Genomic DNA, 17,140 nt, shown 5'->3' with positions numbered 1-17,140 from the left:
ATGAAAGGAGTGTCGGTTTCTGACCGGCAATATTATGAAAGTAACAAAATTTGGTGGTTCCTCTTTAGCAACTGGAGCCCAGTTTGAACGTGTCATCGATATTTTAAATCAGGATGAAAGCCGGCAAGTCGTCGTGACCTCCGCCCCTGGTAAGGCAAAGGAATTTCCAATCAAGGTCACTGACCTCTTAATTCGCTATGCCAACGAAACCATCAACGATGAGGACGCTACTGAAACTGTCTTAGCGTTAAAAGAACGCTACCAAACGATTGCCGACCACTTTAACCTCGATCAGGGAATTTTCCAAACGATTCCTGACCAAATTGACCAATTGGCGGATCATCATTATCGCTCCTACTCTTATTTGCGAGCTGCTTTTGCTGCCCATGGTGAGTATTTAAACGCACAATTGCTAGCCTTGATTCTTCAATCTAAAGGCGAAAAAGCAGTCTTCGTTGATCCAAAACAGCTTCATATGGAAACCGATGCAACAACTGCAACCCTAAATGAAACAGCCACTTACCGAGACCTCGGCGCCTTTGAAATCAAAGATGACACCCGTTATATTTTCCCGGGTTTCTTTGGCTACAATGACCGGGACGAAATGGTGACCTTTTCTCGCGGTGGTTCAGATATTACCGGTGCTATTTTGGCTCGTGGCTTGATGGCAGAAGTTTATGAAAACTTTACAGATGTTTCGGCTATTTACGCTGTTAATCCTCGGTTAGTCAGCCACCCCGCAGCGATTAAAAACATGTCTTATAGTGAGATGCGCGAATTATCCTACGCCGGTTTTGCGGTCTTCCATGATGAAGCCATTATCCCAGCAATTCAGGCTCAGGTGCCAATTAACGTCAAAAATACCAATGACCCAACCGCTCCTGGTACTTGGATTGGCCCAGCTGAACAAAATAAGCCGGAACGCCGTGTAACGGGAATTGCCGCTTCGGACAACTTTTGTGCCCTTTACCTTCACCGTTACCTATTAAACAAGGAAATCGGCTTTACCATGCGCATTTTAAAAATTTTGGACCGGCATGGTGTTCCCTACGAACACATGCCCTCTGGAATTGATGATTTGACGATTATCTTCAATAAGAAAAGCCTCAATAAGGAACAAATCGAACAAATCCAAACAGATATCGAGCGTGAATTGTCACCCGATACAATGGCTTGGCATGATAACTTTGCTATTATCATGGTTGTCGGACAAGGAATGATCAATCGTGTTGGTGCTTTTACTGAAATCGTTACACCACTAAAGGACGCCGGTATCTCGTTGCAGATGGTTAACCAAGGTGCTTCTGAAATTTCAATTATGCTTGGTGTCGAATCCAAAGATGTTGATAACGCGGTCAAAGCAATTTATCATAACATCTTTTAAAGTAAAACTAGTTTAAAAAAGACCATTGCACCATGATGGTCTTTTTTTTGCCCTCAATCAATTAGACGGTTTTGGCGTGCAAATAACACAAAAAAGAAAACAGAACCTTTGATAGGCGTGAACGCTAATAAAAAAGGCTGGACGGTTTAACCCGTCCAGCCTTTTTCTGATTTATTCTAACAAATTAAGCTTGTTGGACTTTTGCATATGACTCAGACACAGGCTTGGTCACGATTTCGTTGATTTCACCCAACAATGTGTTCAAAATCTGTTCTGCGGCCATCAAGTCCTTAATCTTGTCATTTTCTTGGACTTGCTTAGCGACAGCATCCCATTCCTTTTCTTGCTCAGGAGTAGGTTGTTGCTGTGCTTGCATCATTTGTTGCACAGTCATTTGGATTGCTTGGAATTGCTTGAACAAATCCTTGGCAGCAGCATCAGCCTGAACTGCATCAAAGGCAGTCAGCCATGACTTGTATTGGTCAGTTTCAACCAAAACTTTGGCCATTGAGTTTGCGTTATCGTAAATGTTAACAGTCATTCTTATCCCTTTCAAGTGCAAATCGGAGCAATAAAATTACTAATCATTCTTAATTAAATACTCCAGTAATAGTATCCCATACTTTGGCCGCACCGGCAACAGTAGTATTAACACCATTGCTGAAATTATGTGCTGCGTCAGTAAACCAATTTGATGATGACGAAGATGATGAAGTATTAGTATTGCTAGTGCTCGTTTGACTAGCGTCTGAAACACTAAAGTTATCTCCGGTCGTATTTGGTAAAATTTGACCCAATGAAGTTTTAACAAAGTAGCCAATTGTGCCCATCAAGCCGATTGGTAGCGAACTGGTATTGTCACCTTCCAAACCTTCCCAGGAAACTTGAACAATATCCTTGGTATAAGCCACGGCCCATGAATCCTTTGATGAATTAGCATTGTTTGAATCATTAGGATTTTCAGTCGTTCCAGTTTTACCAGCAATCTTATAACCAGATGGTGCTGCACCCGTTCCAGTTCCACTGGTATAGGTACCAAGCATCATCTTGGTCATATTATCCGCAACTGATTTTGAAATCACTTGCTTTTGAGTTACCTTTGGCTGCGCTACGATGACCTTACCAGAAGAATCAACAATTTTAGTAATATAGTGTGCTTGTGACATTGTTCCGTCATTTGCAAAAGCCGTATAGGCAGACGCCATTTGAGATGGTGACACACCAGTCGTCAAACCACCAAGGGCCAAGGCATAATTTTTATCTGCATCAACCAATGGCAAGCCAAACTTCTTACCAGAATCAAAGCCAACATTGACACCTAACTTATTCAACAAATAAACAGCTGGAATATTATATGAATGCTCTAAGGCCACATACATTGGCACATCAGCCGTTTCGACATTCAGCGCATTATTTGGAGAATAATTATTCGTACCAAAGGTCATCTTCTTATTAGGTAACTTGGTATTAATACTGTAACCAGCTTCCAATGCTGGCGCATAAACAACCAAAGGTTTAATAATCGATCCGGGTTGCAACTGTGACTGAGTGGCACGGTTGAAGCCGCGGAAAGTATGTTGGGTTTCACGGCCACCGATAACGGCTCGGACCCCACCTGTCTTAGCATCTAAGACAATCGAAGCCGCCTGTGCCTGTGACTGATTGCCAAAAAGACTACTTTTCTGGAAATCATTTTGCATGTTTTCCTGGTCCTTTTGGTTTAGAGTTGTATAGATTTTATAACCGCGGTTCATGATGTCTTTTTCGTCCAAACCGTACTTATTGACGGCTTCGTTAATCACGGCATCAAAGAACCATGGATAATGGTACGACTCATCACCCGTATAGTTGTCATGCAACACAATATCAGTTGCCTGAGCAGCCTTTTCCTGCTCCTTGGTCAACTTCTTGTTTTCATACATTGTTTGCAAAACCAAGTTTCTACGAGCCTTTGAGCGGTCTGGATTATCGATTGGATTAAAGCCAGAAGGATTCGTTAGCATGCCGGCCAGAGTAGCCGCTTGTTCCGTCGTCAAGTCCTTTGCGTGAACACCAAAGTATTTCTCAGAAGCATCTTCAACCCCCCAAACACCATGACCAAACCATGCATTATTCAGGTACATCGTCAAAATTTGATTTTTCGAATAAACCTGTTCAACTTGCATCGATAAGAAAATCTCTTTGGCCTTTCGAGTAAAGGTTTGCTCTTGGGTCAAATAAGCATTTTTTACCAGTTGCTGGGTAATGGTCGATCCACCACCAGAAATGACATGTGAACCGGTCAAGCGGTTGCGAACAAACAAGTACGCTGCTCGACCAAGGCCAGAAACGGAGAACCCATGTTCTTTATAAAAATTACGATCCTCAATTGACAGAACAGCATCGCGCATATTCTGTGAAATCTGATCATATTTGACATAGGTACCTTTTTGCGAGTACAACGACCCAGCATAGTTATTCGAACTATCGTAGATATTCGTCGTTTGTGATAGTGATGCTTCCAGCTTTTGTACGTGCGTCGTCTTGGCCATCGTCACTAAGTAGACTGACGTCACTAAGAACAGCGACATAAAAATCAGAATCAGAAGTCGACCAATTTGATACCGGTTCCAAGTGGGAGCCGTTCGTTTCCAAAAGGCTGTATTTTTAAGTGAAAATTTTGCTTTCATCCATTTTCCTTTAACCAACAGGGCTCATGCCTGTCGCATAACGCACAGGTGGTCACCGATAAAAAGAGTTTTTTACATTTCCTTTGGTGCCTGCACACCAAGGATTGAGAGCGCAATTGTCAAAGTCGTGGAGACGGCCTTAACCAAAGCGAGGCGACCATTCAAGTTTTCGTCTTCTGCCAAAATCTTAGAATTAGCATAATACTTATTGAACGAACGAGCCAACGTTAATGCATATTTAGCAATTACTGACGGTTCACGGTGGTCAAAGGCACGCACAACAGTAGCAGGAAAGTTTGCCAAGGTCGTCACAATGTCCCACGTTTGTGAATCATCCAGACTGATTTGTCCTTCGTTAACTGCAACGCCTGCCTTCCGGAGAATTGATTGGGCCCGTGCATTCGTATATTGCACGTATGGTCCGGTATCCCCTTCAAATCGAACAACTTCACCGAGGTTAAAGTCAAAGTTATTGGTCCGGTCATTCATCAAATCGTGGAAGACCACCGCTCCAGCGCCGACTTCTTCGGCCACCTGGTCTTTGTTGGCCAAATCAGGGTTCTTTTCATTGATTTGTGAAAGGGCAAGCTCGTGAGCGTCATCCAAAACATCCTTCAACAAGACAACATCACCCTTACGAGTTGACATCTTCTTACCGTTAAAGGTAATCAAACCAAAGGAAATGTGTTCAACATCATCCGCCCATGGTAAGCCAAGCAAAGTCAAAACAGCCTTTAATTGCACAAAATGCTCACGCTGTTCGCCACCAACAACGTACAAAGACTTCGCAAAATCATAAGTTTCCTTACGATAAATGGCTGCTGCCAAATCACGGGTCATGTACAAAGTGGCACCATCAGTTCGCTTAATCATCGCTGGTGTCAAATTTTCATTAATTGGTGACAAGTCAACAATTTGTGCACCCTGTGATTCCTGCAGCAGGTTCTTTTCTTCCAACATTTCAACGACTTTATCCATCTTGTCGTTGTAGAAAGCTTCCCCATTAAAGGAATCAAATTCAATGCCCAAACGGTCATAAATTTCTGTAAATTCCTTCAATGATTCTTCACGGAACCAGGCCCAAAGGCGCTTAGCCTCTGGGTCACCATCTTCAAGCTTCTTAAACCAAGCACGGCCTTCATCGTCCAATGATGGGTCTTCCTTCGCTTTATCGTGAAATTCCACATAATACTTCAGAAGAGTGGCAATTGGATCGGCCTTGACCTCCTCCTCAGATCCCCAAGTCTTATAAGCATAAATCAGCTTACCAAACTGGGTGCCCCAGTCACCAAGGTGGTTGATTTTAACCGGTTGATAGCCGTTTTCTTCAGCTAAGTTCGCCAAAGCATTTCCAATCACTGTCGACCGCAGGTGCCCCATTGACATTGGCTTAGCAATGTTTGGAGAGGACATATCCAAAGTAATATTTTGTCCTTGACCACGGTTGTTTTTGCCATACTGGTCACCAGCAGTCAAAACAGCGGTCAATGTTTCTTGTGTCATCGCCTGCTTGTCCAAGAAAAAGTTGATGTAAGGGCCAGTTGCGACAACCTTTTCAAAACCACTTTGGTCGATTTGTTCAACGAGGTCAGCCGCAATTTGTTGTGGGGCTTTCTTTAAAACCTTTGCCAAAGTAAAGGTTGGAAAAGCCAAGTCACCCATCTTGGTGTCCTTAGGCGCTTCGACCTTGTTTGCGATTTCTTCAGCTGTCATGTCAGGTAGGACCGCCTGTAAGGCGGAAGTCACTGCTTGATTTGTTGCCATTGCTATTATCCTTTTATTAATTGCTTCACTATCTTGCAAAAGAGGACTCGTCTCTTATTAACCAAAGAGACGAGCCCTGCCCGCGGTACCACTCTAATAGCCATGATGGCCACTTTGTTATCAAATTCTGAGCAGAAAAAGCCGCGCGGGCCAGGGCCAGCCCTTAACTCACACTAACGTTAAGGTCACTGCAAAGCTGGGCACCTGCCTTCTATCTTTTTCAATTACAACCAAGAAGGCCTTATTCAGACTTTTTATCCTGGGGTGCTGCCTTGATGACTTCCACATCGGCCATTCGAACAACAGCGCGGTGGTTCATTTCATTGACGGCTGGTTGGTCAGCTGGATCATTTTCAATGATTTCGACCAACAATGCATTTTCGTAAACCTTTTCAACCTTACCGGTAAAGGGATTTTCAAGGTTCCCGTATGCTGGGGCGAGCAACTCATCCCCCACATGATACTTGGATTCTTGCTTTTCGTCTTCCTTGCTCATCACAGCCTCCTGCTTACTTTCATATAGGTCACTATTATACCATAAAGTTTCAAGATGTTAGTAAATCAGCCACCAGGGCGATAATGTCTTCAGCAACTTCTGTTTTCAATTTAGCCGCCACCCGGATGGGGTCTTGGTCGGCGGTGACCAAGGTCACCTTGTTCGTATCCTTGTTAAAACCGGCGCCGGCCTCTAAAACATTATTCGCCACAATCAAATCGGCATGTTTTTTGACTAATTTAGCCTGGGCATTTTCGATCAGGTTTTCGGTTTCGGCCGCAAAGCCAACCACTACCTGTCCCGGCTTTTTCGCCTCACCCACGGTCTTTAAGATGTCGGGATTTTGCACCAAATCTAAAATCATGTGCTCATCGCCACGTTTTTTAACCTTGTGTTCGGATACTTCAGCCACCCGAAAATCAGATACCGCCGCCGCGCCAATGTATACATCAGCTACCGCCATTTCTTTTTGAACGGCTGCCAACATCTCTCTCGTGTCACCAACTAAATTAACTCGAATGGCTGGATTCACCGGTCGCGAGGTTGCCGCCACCAACGTGACAGTCGCACCAGCTGCTCGGGCAGCTTCGGCTAAAGCATAACCCATTTTACCGGAAGACTTATTCGTCAAATAGCGCACTGGATCGATTGGCTCACGCGTGCCACCAGCAGTAACCACAATCTTTTTACCCACTAAAGGCTTTTCCTCGAAAACAGCATCCTGAAAGCCATCCCAGGCTAAATCAGTAATCGCCGTCACAATTTCAGCTGGTTCAACCATCCTGCCTTTGGCTTCATAACCTTCAGCCAAAAAACCACTAGTCGGTCCAATAAAGTCAAAGTCATCTTTCTTCAGCTGGTCAACATTCCGCTGCACTGCAGGATTACTCCACATGACATCGTTCATTGCCGGTACAGCAATCTTGCGCGCTGCGCTGGCCATAATCGTGGCCGTTAAGACGTTGTCGGCGAGTCCCAAGGCCAATTTAGCCAAGGTATTAGCTGTCAAAGGCGCCAGCACAATCAAATCAGCCCACTTTGCTAATTGAACATGGTCAACCTCACTGCCAGCCCCCTGCCAACTCGCATCGGTCAAAACGGGGTGCGTCGACAGTACCGCCAACGTTTTGGCTGGTATAAACTCTTGAGCCGCATCCGTCATCACCACCTTGACATTCGCTTTGGCCTTGATCAACAGTCGCGTTAATTCAGCCGCCTTATAGGCCGCTACGCCACCCGTTACAGCTAAGAGGACGTTTTTATCTTGGTAGAATGTCATGGCTAATCCTCCACAAGTAATTTTTGACCTGACAAAAGCGCCCGCTGACACTCCTTCACAGCGGCATAATCACCGATATATGGTGTGTCAACGCCGCCAACCTTTTGGTAAGGGTCCTCACCCTTACCGGCCACTACAACCAAGTCATTTTCACCGGACAAATCAATCGCCCGATGAATGGCAGTAATCCGGTCCATCTCAAAATGAACTCGGACATGATCATTTTTAATGCCATCAGCAATCGTCTTAGCAATTGTCAGCGGGTTCTCGTATTGGGGATCATCAGCTGTCAAAAAGACCTGGTCTGCCTTTTGTGACAAGACTTTGGCAAAATCAGCTCGGCGGGAAACGCCCTTATTTCCTGGTGCACCCAAAACCACAATGACTTGTCCGTCTGGGGACTGCGCCTTGGCAAAGGCCAAAAGCGACAGTAATGAAACATAGTTGTGGGCGTAATCGACAAAGGCCACACCGTGACCAGGCAACTTTAATGAAAGCATCCGCCCTGGAATCGTGACTTCATCCAATCCCTTTACCATCGAGCCGTGGTCAGCTCCAGCTAGACCAACCATCATGAGCGCTGCCACGGCGTTTTCCTCATTAAAGTCACCGGGAAGGTTTAAACGGTAACCACCACTAATCACTTGTAAATCAGGAACCATCGGACCAGCTGCGACTGTGAAATGCGATTCGTGCAGAGCAGACTCTTGACTCGTAAAGGTCACTAATGGTTGCTGAGCATTTACTGGGGTCATTTTGGTCCGGCCATAAGTTAAGACCCGGTCATGTCGACTAGCAGCACGGGTAAAGATTTCCTGGTAATGGTCCATTTCAGCATTCAAAATCACATGGTCAGAGTGATCCAACAGCATTTCCTTATGGGCCAAATAGTCGGCAAAGGTTGGGTGCTCATTTGGTCCGATATGATCCGGTGAAATATTTAAAAAGGCCCCCACGTTAAAACGTAAACCGTAAACGCGGTTGCGCAAGTATGCCTGCGAGGAGACTTCCATGACCAAGTGGGTCATGCCATTATCCACCGCTCGACGCATATCTTTAAAGAGTTCAAAGGATTCGGGCGTGGTCAAATCTGATTTTTTCTTATCCGCCGGTTTTGGACCAACGATTCGATCGACCGTCGAAAACAGTGCCGTCTTCCCCTTTGTTGCCTCCTTGAGCATCGTATAGGCAAAGTAGGCAGCCGTTGTCTTCCCTTTGGTTCCCGTGAAGGCTCCAATCCAAAGATGGTCTTGTGGGTAATCAAAGTAAGCCATCGCCAACACTGATAAAGCCTTTTGGCTATCAGTCACCAACCATTGGGGTAAATCAATCCCCAAATCATGGTCGGCTACCAAGGCCGTCACGCCGGCAACCCCATCAAGGTATTTTGCCTTAAAGGCCCCTTTCACAACAAAGAGCGTCTGATCCTGGACCTGACGAGTGTCATAGTGGAGGTGGTCAAAGACTAAATCATCAGTGGGTTCGCTGACAAGTAAGTCGTGTTTTTGTAAAATTTTTGTCACATCTTGTCTAGTTAATCGCATAAGCTCATTATAGCATAGGCCCACCAAAAGCGAACCGGTAAAAAGACTGAAGCCAAGCTCTTTTTTAGCAAAAAAAGACCAAGAATACTCGGCCTTTTATCAAGGAATTTCCCGCAATATGATTTACCCTCAGCAAAAAGACAAATCAACTCCGATCAGTTGACTGATGGCATTTTTTGGCTGCTTTTCTGTTCCGTAGACCAAGGGTTATCCAAGTTATCAGTCCACTTATTTTCTTAATAAAGGTTTTAAGGCAATTGGTGTAAAAATTGTCGTTAACAGAATCACCAGGGTTAACATGGCATAGTGACCCGAGCTCAAGACATGAGCTGACAGCGCCAAATCGGCAATCACAATGGCCATCTCACCACGCGACACCATTCCAACACCAACAACCCGGGCATCGAAAACTGGCACCTTAACCAGCCGAGCCCCAAAGTAAGCCCCAAAAAACTTCGTCAAAATCGCAAAGATGGTCAAAATCGCAATCAATGGCAAATTCACTAACTGGCCGACCAGTGTGACTTTTAAACCGATATTAACAAAGAATATCGGAATAAAGACCGTTTGCCCGATTAAAGTGACACCATGTTCAATCGACCCAGCTGATTTTTGCCGAGAAAAAAGCACACCGACAACAAAAGCCACAATGGCAGCCGAAAAGCCAATTGTTTCTGACATGGTTGCACTTAGTAAAACAATGACCAAAGCAAAGGTCAAAACAGCTCCCGGCAGCGACAAGCGACTAATTGCTGGCAAGATTTTAGGCAGTACGTAAAGCAAAACTGCTACTAGGCCAAGTAAAAACATGACCATCAATACAAGCGTAAACCACAATGGGCGCTTGGTTTCCTCACCAATGCCAAAAGCCGTCTGATAAACTGTCCACATCAGAATCGCCAAAATGTCATCTAAAACGGCCGCACCCAGGATAGTTGCCCCGGCGTCTGATTGAACCTGATGGTACTCAGTCAAAATTTGCGCCGTAATCGAAACGGACGTCGCCGAAAATAATACCGACCAAAAAAGAGATTTCTCATCAGTCATCCCCAAGGTCAGTCCCAATACTAAAAAGACCACAAAAGGTGTTACCACTCCAGCTAGAGCCACTGCTCCAGCCTGCCGGGCATGGCGCTTTAATAATCCCAAATCAGATTCGATTCCGGCCAGAAACATCAAGAGCAAAACGCCGACCTCTGCCCACGTGGCCAGGCTATGATTAGTAGACAACAAGCGCAAACCAGCTGGTCCCAAAATAATCCCTGCCCCAATTTGACCGACAACCGTTGGCAGGCGCAAGCATTCCGCTAACCAAGACATTGCTAAAGCCCCAAACAAAATCAATCCAAATGTCCAAACCGTCATTTTCTTTCTCCTCATTAATAGCTAAATCACTTGAAATGAGCAAAGAAAAAAGCCCACTCCAAGCGAACCTAACTCCCCCGTTAGGTTCCGCCTTGAGTATGACCTCAACCAAAGTTTTTATTTAATGTTGCCATTATAGCATTAATTAAACCAAGAACTCAAATCAGACAAAACGTTCAAGTTCATGTTAATCAACATTTGAACTGTCCTTTTAGCAATCGAAAACCTGGTGTGATAGTGCTGGCAGAAAAAACGCTGTTGCTCAAACTGCAACGCCTTGTGGCAAAACCGTAAAACGGCGATTACCTTTAGTTATGACGAATCACCAACAGCCTATCCAAGCTGATTTTGGTCATTTTTGGCCTACTTCAGTCCGATCAACCACCAAAAAACAGATTTATTACCCCAATTTAAAAGCAACCTAAAAGGACTGACACCGTTAAAATACCGGGTATCAGTCCTTTTATTTATTCGATAATCTGTCTTAGCGTGCTGGCGTCTACAAAAGATCACCAACGTGTTCCGCCAATAAAGCCCGAACTTGGTCAGTTGCATGGGTTTCCATCAGCAATTGTCGTAGCTGGGAAGCATGCGGGAAGCCCCTCAAATAAATCTTAAAGTAACGCTTCAATGCTTCAAAATTCTTGGTAGAAACCGTCTGGTTCACTTCATCAAACAGGTCCAACTGCAGTTCCAAAAGAGCAATTGACTCTGATAAAGTGTGTTCTTGGTGGCCTGGTTCAAAGGCGTATGGATCATTTAGGACACCACGGCCAATCATCACCCCATCAATCCCTGGGTGTGCGGTAGCCAAAGCCAGCCCGTGCTCGTAGTCCTTGACATCCCCATTGATTTGAAGGAGTGTCTGAGGTGCCAACCGATCACGCATGGCAATAATGTCGTCAATCAACTCGAAGTGAGCATCAACCTTGGACATTTCCTTGCGAGTTCGCAAATGAATCGTCAGAACTTGAATGTCCTGTTCAAAAATCATCGTCAACCAGTCGTGGTACTCCTCGACCTTATAAAAGCCCAATCGGGTCTTTACAGATACGGGCAAACCACTTTCCTTGGCTGCAGCAATTAATGCCTTGGCTCGGTCTGGATGACGGATCAAATCAGACCCAGCATCGTTCTTGATCACCGTGCCATCTGGGCAACCCATATTCAAATCAACGGCCTGGTAGCCCATTTCAGGAAGCAACTTCGCCGCTTCGGCAATCACTTCCGGCTTTGACCCCCAGATTTGAGCAATTGGCATTTGTTCACCCGGCGCAACCGCTAGGCGACCCTGCACCGAAAACTTGGCTTCGGGATGAACCATGGAAGCCGCATTCGTGAACTCCGTATAATACACATCCGGCCCACCAGCTTTTGCCACCACACGACGGAAAATCGTATCGGTGACCGCTTCCATTGGTGCCATTGAGAAGAATGGGCGTTTATTTCCGTTTTCATCTTTGGCTTCATCCACAACCTGTTGCCAAAATGCACTCTTAGCAGTTGTCATAAGCCCTCCTTTCGGCTTTTTAAAAGCCCAGTAAAATCAACCTTACTATTTTAGCATGGTTGGCTGTCTTTTTCAAAAATCCAGGTTGTTCATAAGTCCTCCCAAAGAAAAAACCGACACTACCATTGAAGACAAGTCCCGCAATTTGCTCATCAAAATTGCGGCGTTTGTATCAGTACAGTAGCACTCGGCCGATTGCTTATTTTTGATTTTTAAAAAGAATTTGGTCCCTTTGTCGCTTTAATTTCCTGTAAAACCTGAGCCAGTGCGCGAGAACGGTCGTGATAAGTAACTAATTCGGGCAGGGCCATTTCAGACAAAGTCAGACCATTCTCGGCCTCCATAATATCATCCAGTCCACCAATTAATTCCCCACCACGTGGTTCCGTGGCAATTTTAACGCCACCCTTGCCGGTACCAGTATACAATTGACCGGTCGGACTACAGGCGCAAAGAATCGCCAAAAGGTAAGCCGACCGCTCCTGCCCTTGGTCATAAAGATCTAAGATATAATTAATCTCGGCTTCCTGACCAATAACCTGCAAGCTCTTAAATTCCCGTGAAGAAGTTACACCAAAACGGTCAGGAAAGGCCTGGAGGTAAAGGCCGGTATCATCGGCCAAAATCCAATCATTTGGCAAATACTGGTGAATAAAAGAAGCTTTGGCCTGGGCATTTTCTAGCTGCGAATCGGTCGTTTCCTCTGGAAAAGCCAATTCCTTTTTCAAGATATCTCGATAATTAGTCACGCTATGACCCATTGCTTGAGCCAAAACAGCCATTTCTTTCGTCTTAGCAGAATTATTTGAAGCAAATACAAAGTCCATATCGGCAGTTCTCTTTCCTACAAATTCAAGTTTTCCAGCAGCTTAACCTTGGTCACTTCACCTGCATACAGCGTCTCTTGTTGACCCGTAGCATTCTCGGTCATCATTAAGCCACCCTGGTCACTAATACCGGTCACTACCCCTGTTTTTTCATCTGTACCAACCTTAACAGTTATCGTGTGACCAATCAACAAAGAACGCTCTCGATACGCTGGCAGATAGGCACCATCTTGGTAGGTTGTCGCCATTTTTAAGAGGTTGACAACCAATTGAGCCAAAACCAAATTTAAGTCCAAATTATTTGCATCATTTGTCAGCACAGTTCCTGCCTTGGACTCGAGTCCATCAGGGAAGGCCCCTGGCATTAGGTTAATGGCAAAGCCGAGAATCACAGCTGAATACTGCTGGCTCTCAAAGTCAAAAATCCCCTCCGTAATCACACCACCAATTTTACGTCGGTGTAAAATCAGGTCATTGACCCATTTCAATTGAAAAGGAGCTGCTGGAAAAAAAACTTGCAGCCCCTGAACTAAAGCAACAGCAGCTGAGGTCGTTAAAAGACTAGGTGCTAATCGTGTGCCAACAGCTACAGGCATGACTAACGAAACATATAGCCCCCGATCTTTTGGCGAATAAAATGCCCGGCCCTGGCGACCATAGCCACCACTTTGCTCTCGGGCAACCAACAAGGTTGGCTTTGTCAACGGCTGTTTGGCAACCAGATCCTTTGCATAAGCCTGGGTCGAATCAATTTGTTCAAAAACCCGGACTTTTGGCTGCTGATTTTCAGCCAAATCAGAATCCAAAAGATGCAACCACTGCTTTAACACAAGAGGATCAACCTGCCGACTGCTTAAATAGGCATAACCAGCCTTCTTACGACTCGCAATTTGATGACCATCAACCTTTAACGACCGGACCGCTTTCCAAATCGATTCACGCGATAAATTCAATACCTGTGCCAAGCTATCCCCGGAAAAATAAACACCTGGCTGCGTTAATAAAATAGCTAAAACCCGGTCTTTGGTACTGCGTTCTTGTTTCTCCATCAAATTTCCCCTCCAATCGTCGCTGACTAGCATGGGCCGCAAAACAGCCTCACCGCGGCCGCTAAAATTTTAATGCTGGCTCGCCCGCCAAAGGGCCTGATCCAAAAAGACTGCTAAAGCAATTTTCAGTAAATCACCAGGTACAAAGACCATATTTGCCCAGTAAACTGACCAGAAGCCAAGGCCCTGGTTAAAATGTAGCCAAGCCGCTCCCAAGCCAAAGTTCAAGATCAAATCAACGATAATCAGCAGGATAACACTCTGCCACCAAGCCGGTTGAGCTAAGTTTCGATGGCCAAAAACCCAGCGATTCAACAGCCAATAAACTGACGGTAAAAGGAGCCAAGCCCAGATATAACCAGCTGTTGGGCCAGTCAAAACAGCTAAACCACCGCGACCACCAGAAAGAACAGGCAAGCCGACCGCTGCTAAAAGAAAGAAAACGGCCATTACCATCGTTCCTCGTTTTGGCCCTAAGATAAGGACCACCAGCATAACAGCTAGGTTTTGCAGTACGATCGGTACTGGCAAGAAGCCCAACGGAATTCCTGGAATCATAGCAAACACAATTAATAGCGCAACAAAGACAGCACCTTTCGTTAAATCTTGTAAACGTGATTTTGGTGTCATGAACATGCTCCTTTTTTAGTAACCCAATTCAGTTTGACTAGGTAACTAAAATATTAACAAGAAATACTTCGATTGTCAAAATAAAACCAGTAATCGATTGCGATTACTGGTTTTATCAGTGTCATTGTCTTTCCTTGATTGTAAAGGAACGTTTGTTAGTGGCTGACTTTGCTCGAGATTGGTGATCCTTTCCCTGTTGCGAAGTAGCAGGTTGCTTTTGCGAATTTGTCGAAGCGTTATTTCCCTGTTTCATCTGCCCCTGTTTTGTATTCTTACCAGCCTGGCTCGCCTTAGTTCCGTGACCCTGGCGAGTATTTTTCTGGTTTGATCCATCCTGACGGTTTTCGTTTTGATGTTGCGTCCTCGACTTTTGACGTTGACCGCTTCCTTGACCACCCTTCATTCCTTGCCGTTTTTGCCCTGGGCCGCCATCCTGGTTAGCCTTTTGCTGCTGATTTCGGCGACGATTATTAGCTAGGGCACCCTTCTTTGCAGAGACTGGACTATCAGCTTCTCTTCCCGGCTTCTGATTGGATAATTCCTGAACCGTCTTATTTGTCTTTCGCTCAATTTTTTTGAAACGATGTTGGTGATTCTTTCGCTTGGAGCTATTTCCACTCGAACCGCGCTTCGCTGATCCAGTTTCATTCTGTCTTTGCTCACCATTTTGTCCACCCCTGTTGCTTGGGCGTTGATTACGGCCGTTCGTCACCTTGGCTGGTTTACGGCTAGTAACAGGTTTCTTCAGCCTCGACGGTTTACGCACTGTTTTCTTAGGGTTAGCAGCTTCCCAATCGGCTAAGAAATCATGAACCTTAACTGGTCGGAAAGAATGAGTTGCATTCGATAAGACGAAGTAAGGCGCACCAAAATTTACATATTCATAAAGATAATCAGCCAAAGCACTAATTTTTTGGTCGGCAGTCACTTCGCGGTCATCTTGATAAAAGCCGCGCAAGCGCAATTGGTCTGCCGAAATGTCACCAACAATGTAGTCATACTGCTTTAAAAGCGGTGTATAGCGAATCGCTAATTTACTGGCATCAAAGGCATCCTTGAAATTTTCCTGCAAAGTCAACTTCAACCCATCAATGGTAATTTCATCCCCAAAAACACTGACCTGAAATTCTTTTTCACGCTCAGCTTGTTGGGTGATTGTCCGTTCTTTAAGACTTTCGTGGTTCATAATTCCTCTTCAGCCGCTAGTAACTGTTCAGTCTACTGGGCATGTTCCTGATAATATTGTGCAAGTAGTTCTCGCAGAAAGATTTTTTGATTGATCTTAGCGGGTGCCTCATCCAACACTTGGAAAAAACTAATCCAGCGATAATGGTCTAAGGTTGCAATTTGATAAGTTTTTTCTGGTTCAACAACAAGACCCGCATACCGTAATTGACCGTCATCATTACGATCAAGACCATCAATCAGCAGATGACCAAAAACTTTCCCACGAAAACCGGAGCCCTTCATTTTGTGGTTAACCAAGGCATTTTCCCGCTCCTCAAACTCGGTAACTAAGGTCATTAATTGGGTTCCGGTCAAGGTCGTCACCATAGGATGGATAGCATGCGGCATTGAGGCTAGAAAATCCTCAGCCGTGTCAGTTCCAGCCGGCAAATCCTGCAAAAACAGACCAGAAGAACAAAAAGCAACGGGCAATCCTGTCGACTCCTTCAAAGCTGCTAAACAGGCTTGTCCCTGATCAGAAATTGTTTTGCCCTGGTTAAAATGAACAATTTTCTGCGCTTCTTCTAACCCTGCCCCTCGATCATGAAGAGCCTGAATTTCAGCTAAGTCACCAGGTTCGGTTGGCAATTCACCAAGTGGAATGGCTCGCGCTTGTTTAGAAATCAGCTGATGGTTTTCATCTAAAACCAAATCAATTTCGCCAGCGTGGTCCCCGTAACGTCCTGCCGCTGCCAACAAGGTACCGTGATTCATCTCGCCATCAGGCAAAACGTGATGGGTGTGGGCACCAATAATGACGTCTAAATCATATTTTTCAGCTAACTCACGGTCGGTTGGCAGGCCCAGGTGTGAAAGTAAAATCACCAGGTCAGCCTCTTTTCGCAGCCTTGGCACCAAGTCATCCAAAACATCTTTAACTGCTAGCGGTTGCCAGTCTAGTGATCGATAAGTCATTTCATAGGGAGCCGTCAAGCCAATGATGGCAACCTTCGTTTGATTATTAGTGGTCAATATCTTGTAAGGTTCTGCCCAGGCAGGCTGATTGTCCCCGGGCAATTCCTTCAAGTTCGCCAGAATAACTGAATAATTTGCTTGATCGTATAAATGGTTTAAATCAGTATGGGCCATACCCAAACCTTCATTATTACCAATCGTAACAGCATCATAATGAGCAGCATTCATCAAGTCGACGTTCGCCTTGCCCAAAGTGGCGTCAGTTAGCGGATGGAAGCGGTCAATGGCATCACCAATATCGAAGTTAAAAGTTGTATCCGCAGTTTTTTTAGCTAGCAAAAAGCGCCGTAGGCGTGGCCAGGCCTCAAAGTGCGAATGCAAATCATTGGTGTGTCGTAATTGTATGGCTTCCATAGCTTACCCCCGTTCATCTTATCTTATCATTAAAGGGCCTTTTTCAGAAAGCTTTTATCAAAAAGTA

The 17,140-nt window shown here is 45.1% G+C and carries 14 protein-coding genes; 1 reads left to right on the top strand and 13 read right to left on the bottom strand.

Annotated elements, in window-relative coordinates; translation table 11 throughout:
- Positions 1-34: 34 nt before the first annotated feature.
- Positions 35-1,384, top strand: a complete 1,350-nt coding sequence (locus ACSYSR_RS06425) for an aspartate kinase (RefSeq protein ID WP_489815742.1) — start codon at positions 35-37, stop codon at positions 1,382-1,384.
- A gap of 184 nt (positions 1,385-1,568) precedes the next feature.
- On the opposite strand, the gene ACSYSR_RS06420 is transcribed toward ACSYSR_RS06425, so the two are convergent.
- The 13 genes from ACSYSR_RS06420 to ACSYSR_RS06360 form a co-directional block, all read right to left on the bottom strand.
- Positions 1,569-1,925, bottom strand: coding sequence for a YlbF family regulator (locus ACSYSR_RS06420; RefSeq protein ID WP_252773871.1), 357 nt, complete (start codon positions 1,923-1,925; stop codon positions 1,569-1,571).
- Positions 1,926-1,974: 49 nt separating this feature from the next.
- On the bottom strand, positions 1,975-4,053 hold the full coding sequence (locus ACSYSR_RS06415; RefSeq protein ID WP_489815743.1) for a PBP1A family penicillin-binding protein: 2,079 nt from the start codon (positions 4,051-4,053) through the stop codon (positions 1,975-1,977).
- A gap of 72 nt (positions 4,054-4,125) precedes the next feature.
- Positions 4,126-5,817 carry an arginine--tRNA ligase gene (gene argS, locus ACSYSR_RS06410; RefSeq protein ID WP_252773869.1) on the bottom strand — a complete coding sequence of 564 codons (1,692 nt, stop codon included), beginning with the start codon at positions 5,815-5,817 and terminating at the stop codon, positions 4,126-4,128.
- A 241-nt stretch (positions 5,818-6,058) separates the two neighbouring features.
- Positions 6,059-6,313 (bottom strand): hypothetical protein, encoded by a 255-nt coding sequence (locus ACSYSR_RS06405; protein ID WP_252773868.1) that lies wholly within the window; start codon positions 6,311-6,313, stop codon positions 6,059-6,061.
- Between the two features lie 49 nt (positions 6,314-6,362).
- On the bottom strand, positions 6,363-7,592 hold the full coding sequence (gene coaBC, locus ACSYSR_RS06400; protein WP_489815744.1) for a bifunctional phosphopantothenoylcysteine decarboxylase/phosphopantothenate--cysteine ligase CoaBC: 1,230 nt from the start codon (positions 7,590-7,592) through the stop codon (positions 6,363-6,365).
- A gap of 2 nt (positions 7,593-7,594) precedes the next feature.
- Positions 7,595-9,136, bottom strand: a complete 1,542-nt coding sequence (murE, locus tag ACSYSR_RS06395; RefSeq protein ID WP_489815745.1) for a UDP-N-acetylmuramyl-tripeptide synthetase — start codon at positions 9,134-9,136, stop codon at positions 7,595-7,597.
- Positions 9,137-9,364: 228 nt separating this feature from the next.
- Positions 9,365-10,501 (bottom strand): cation:proton antiporter, encoded by a 1,137-nt coding sequence (locus ACSYSR_RS06390; RefSeq protein ID WP_489815746.1) that lies wholly within the window; start codon positions 10,499-10,501, stop codon positions 9,365-9,367.
- Between the two features lie 499 nt (positions 10,502-11,000).
- Positions 11,001-12,011 (bottom strand): tRNA dihydrouridine synthase, encoded by a 1,011-nt coding sequence (locus ACSYSR_RS06385; protein ID WP_489815747.1) that lies wholly within the window; start codon positions 12,009-12,011, stop codon positions 11,001-11,003.
- 212 nt (positions 12,012-12,223) lie between these two features.
- Positions 12,224-12,838 (bottom strand): non-canonical purine NTP pyrophosphatase, encoded by a 615-nt coding sequence (locus ACSYSR_RS06380; RefSeq protein ID WP_489815748.1) that lies wholly within the window; start codon positions 12,836-12,838, stop codon positions 12,224-12,226.
- A gap of 17 nt (positions 12,839-12,855) precedes the next feature.
- Positions 12,856-13,887, bottom strand: a complete 1,032-nt coding sequence (locus ACSYSR_RS06375) for a biotin--[acetyl-CoA-carboxylase] ligase (protein WP_489815749.1) — start codon at positions 13,885-13,887, stop codon at positions 12,856-12,858.
- A gap of 69 nt (positions 13,888-13,956) precedes the next feature.
- A complete protein-coding gene (locus ACSYSR_RS06370; protein WP_252773861.1) occupies positions 13,957-14,517 on the bottom strand; it encodes a biotin transporter BioY in 561 nt (186 codons plus the stop codon).
- A 121-nt stretch (positions 14,518-14,638) separates the two neighbouring features.
- On the bottom strand, positions 14,639-15,703 hold the full coding sequence (locus ACSYSR_RS06365) for a YutD family protein (protein WP_489815750.1): 1,065 nt from the start codon (positions 15,701-15,703) through the stop codon (positions 14,639-14,641).
- A 32-nt stretch (positions 15,704-15,735) separates the two neighbouring features.
- A complete protein-coding gene (locus tag ACSYSR_RS06360) occupies positions 15,736-17,073 on the bottom strand; it encodes a bifunctional metallophosphatase/5'-nucleotidase (RefSeq protein ID WP_489815751.1) in 1,338 nt (445 codons plus the stop codon).
- Between the last annotated feature and the right edge of the window lie 67 nt (positions 17,074-17,140).

The sequence above is a fragment of the Fructobacillus sp. ESL1096 genome (assembly GCF_058511985.1).
The sequence above is the reverse complement of the archived record's forward strand: the minus strand, read 5'-3'. Positions and strand labels throughout refer to the sequence as shown.

Coding starts and splice junctions, on each gene's coding strand:
- ACSYSR_RS06420 (WP_252773871.1), bottom strand. CDS start 1,925: ATGACTGTTAACATTTACGATAACGCAAACTCAATGGCCAAAGTTTTG.
- ACSYSR_RS06425 (WP_489815742.1), top strand. CDS start 35: ATGAAAGTAACAAAATTTGGTGGTTCCTCTTTAGCAACTGGAGCCCAG.
- argS (WP_252773869.1), bottom strand. CDS start 5,817: ATGGCAACAAATCAAGCAGTGACTTCCGCCTTACAGGCGGTCCTACCT.
- ACSYSR_RS06380 (WP_489815748.1), bottom strand. CDS start 12,838: ATGGACTTTGTATTTGCTTCAAATAATTCTGCTAAGACGAAAGAAATG.
- ACSYSR_RS06405 (WP_252773868.1), bottom strand. CDS start 6,313: ATGAGCAAGGAAGACGAAAAGCAAGAATCCAAGTATCATGTGGGGGAT.
- ACSYSR_RS06385 (WP_489815747.1), bottom strand. CDS start 12,011: ATGACAACTGCTAAGAGTGCATTTTGGCAACAGGTTGTGGATGAAGCC.
- ACSYSR_RS06390 (WP_489815746.1), bottom strand. CDS start 10,501: ATGACGGTTTGGACATTTGGATTGATTTTGTTTGGGGCTTTAGCAATG.
- ACSYSR_RS06375 (WP_489815749.1), bottom strand. CDS start 13,887: ATGGAGAAACAAGAACGCAGTACCAAAGACCGGGTTTTAGCTATTTTA.
- murE (WP_489815745.1), bottom strand. CDS start 9,136: ATGCGATTAACTAGACAAGATGTGACAAAAATTTTACAAAAACACGAC.
- ACSYSR_RS06415 (WP_489815743.1), bottom strand. CDS start 4,053: ATGAAAGCAAAATTTTCACTTAAAAATACAGCCTTTTGGAAACGAACG.
- coaBC (WP_489815744.1), bottom strand. CDS start 7,592: ATGACATTCTACCAAGATAAAAACGTCCTCTTAGCTGTAACGGGTGGC.
- ACSYSR_RS06370 (WP_252773861.1), bottom strand. CDS start 14,517: ATGACACCAAAATCACGTTTACAAGATTTAACGAAAGGTGCTGTCTTT.
- ACSYSR_RS06360 (WP_489815751.1), bottom strand. CDS start 17,073: ATGGAAGCCATACAATTACGACACACCAATGATTTGCATTCGCACTTT.
- ACSYSR_RS06365 (WP_489815750.1), bottom strand. CDS start 15,703: ATGAACCACGAAAGTCTTAAAGAACGGACAATCACCCAACAAGCTGAG.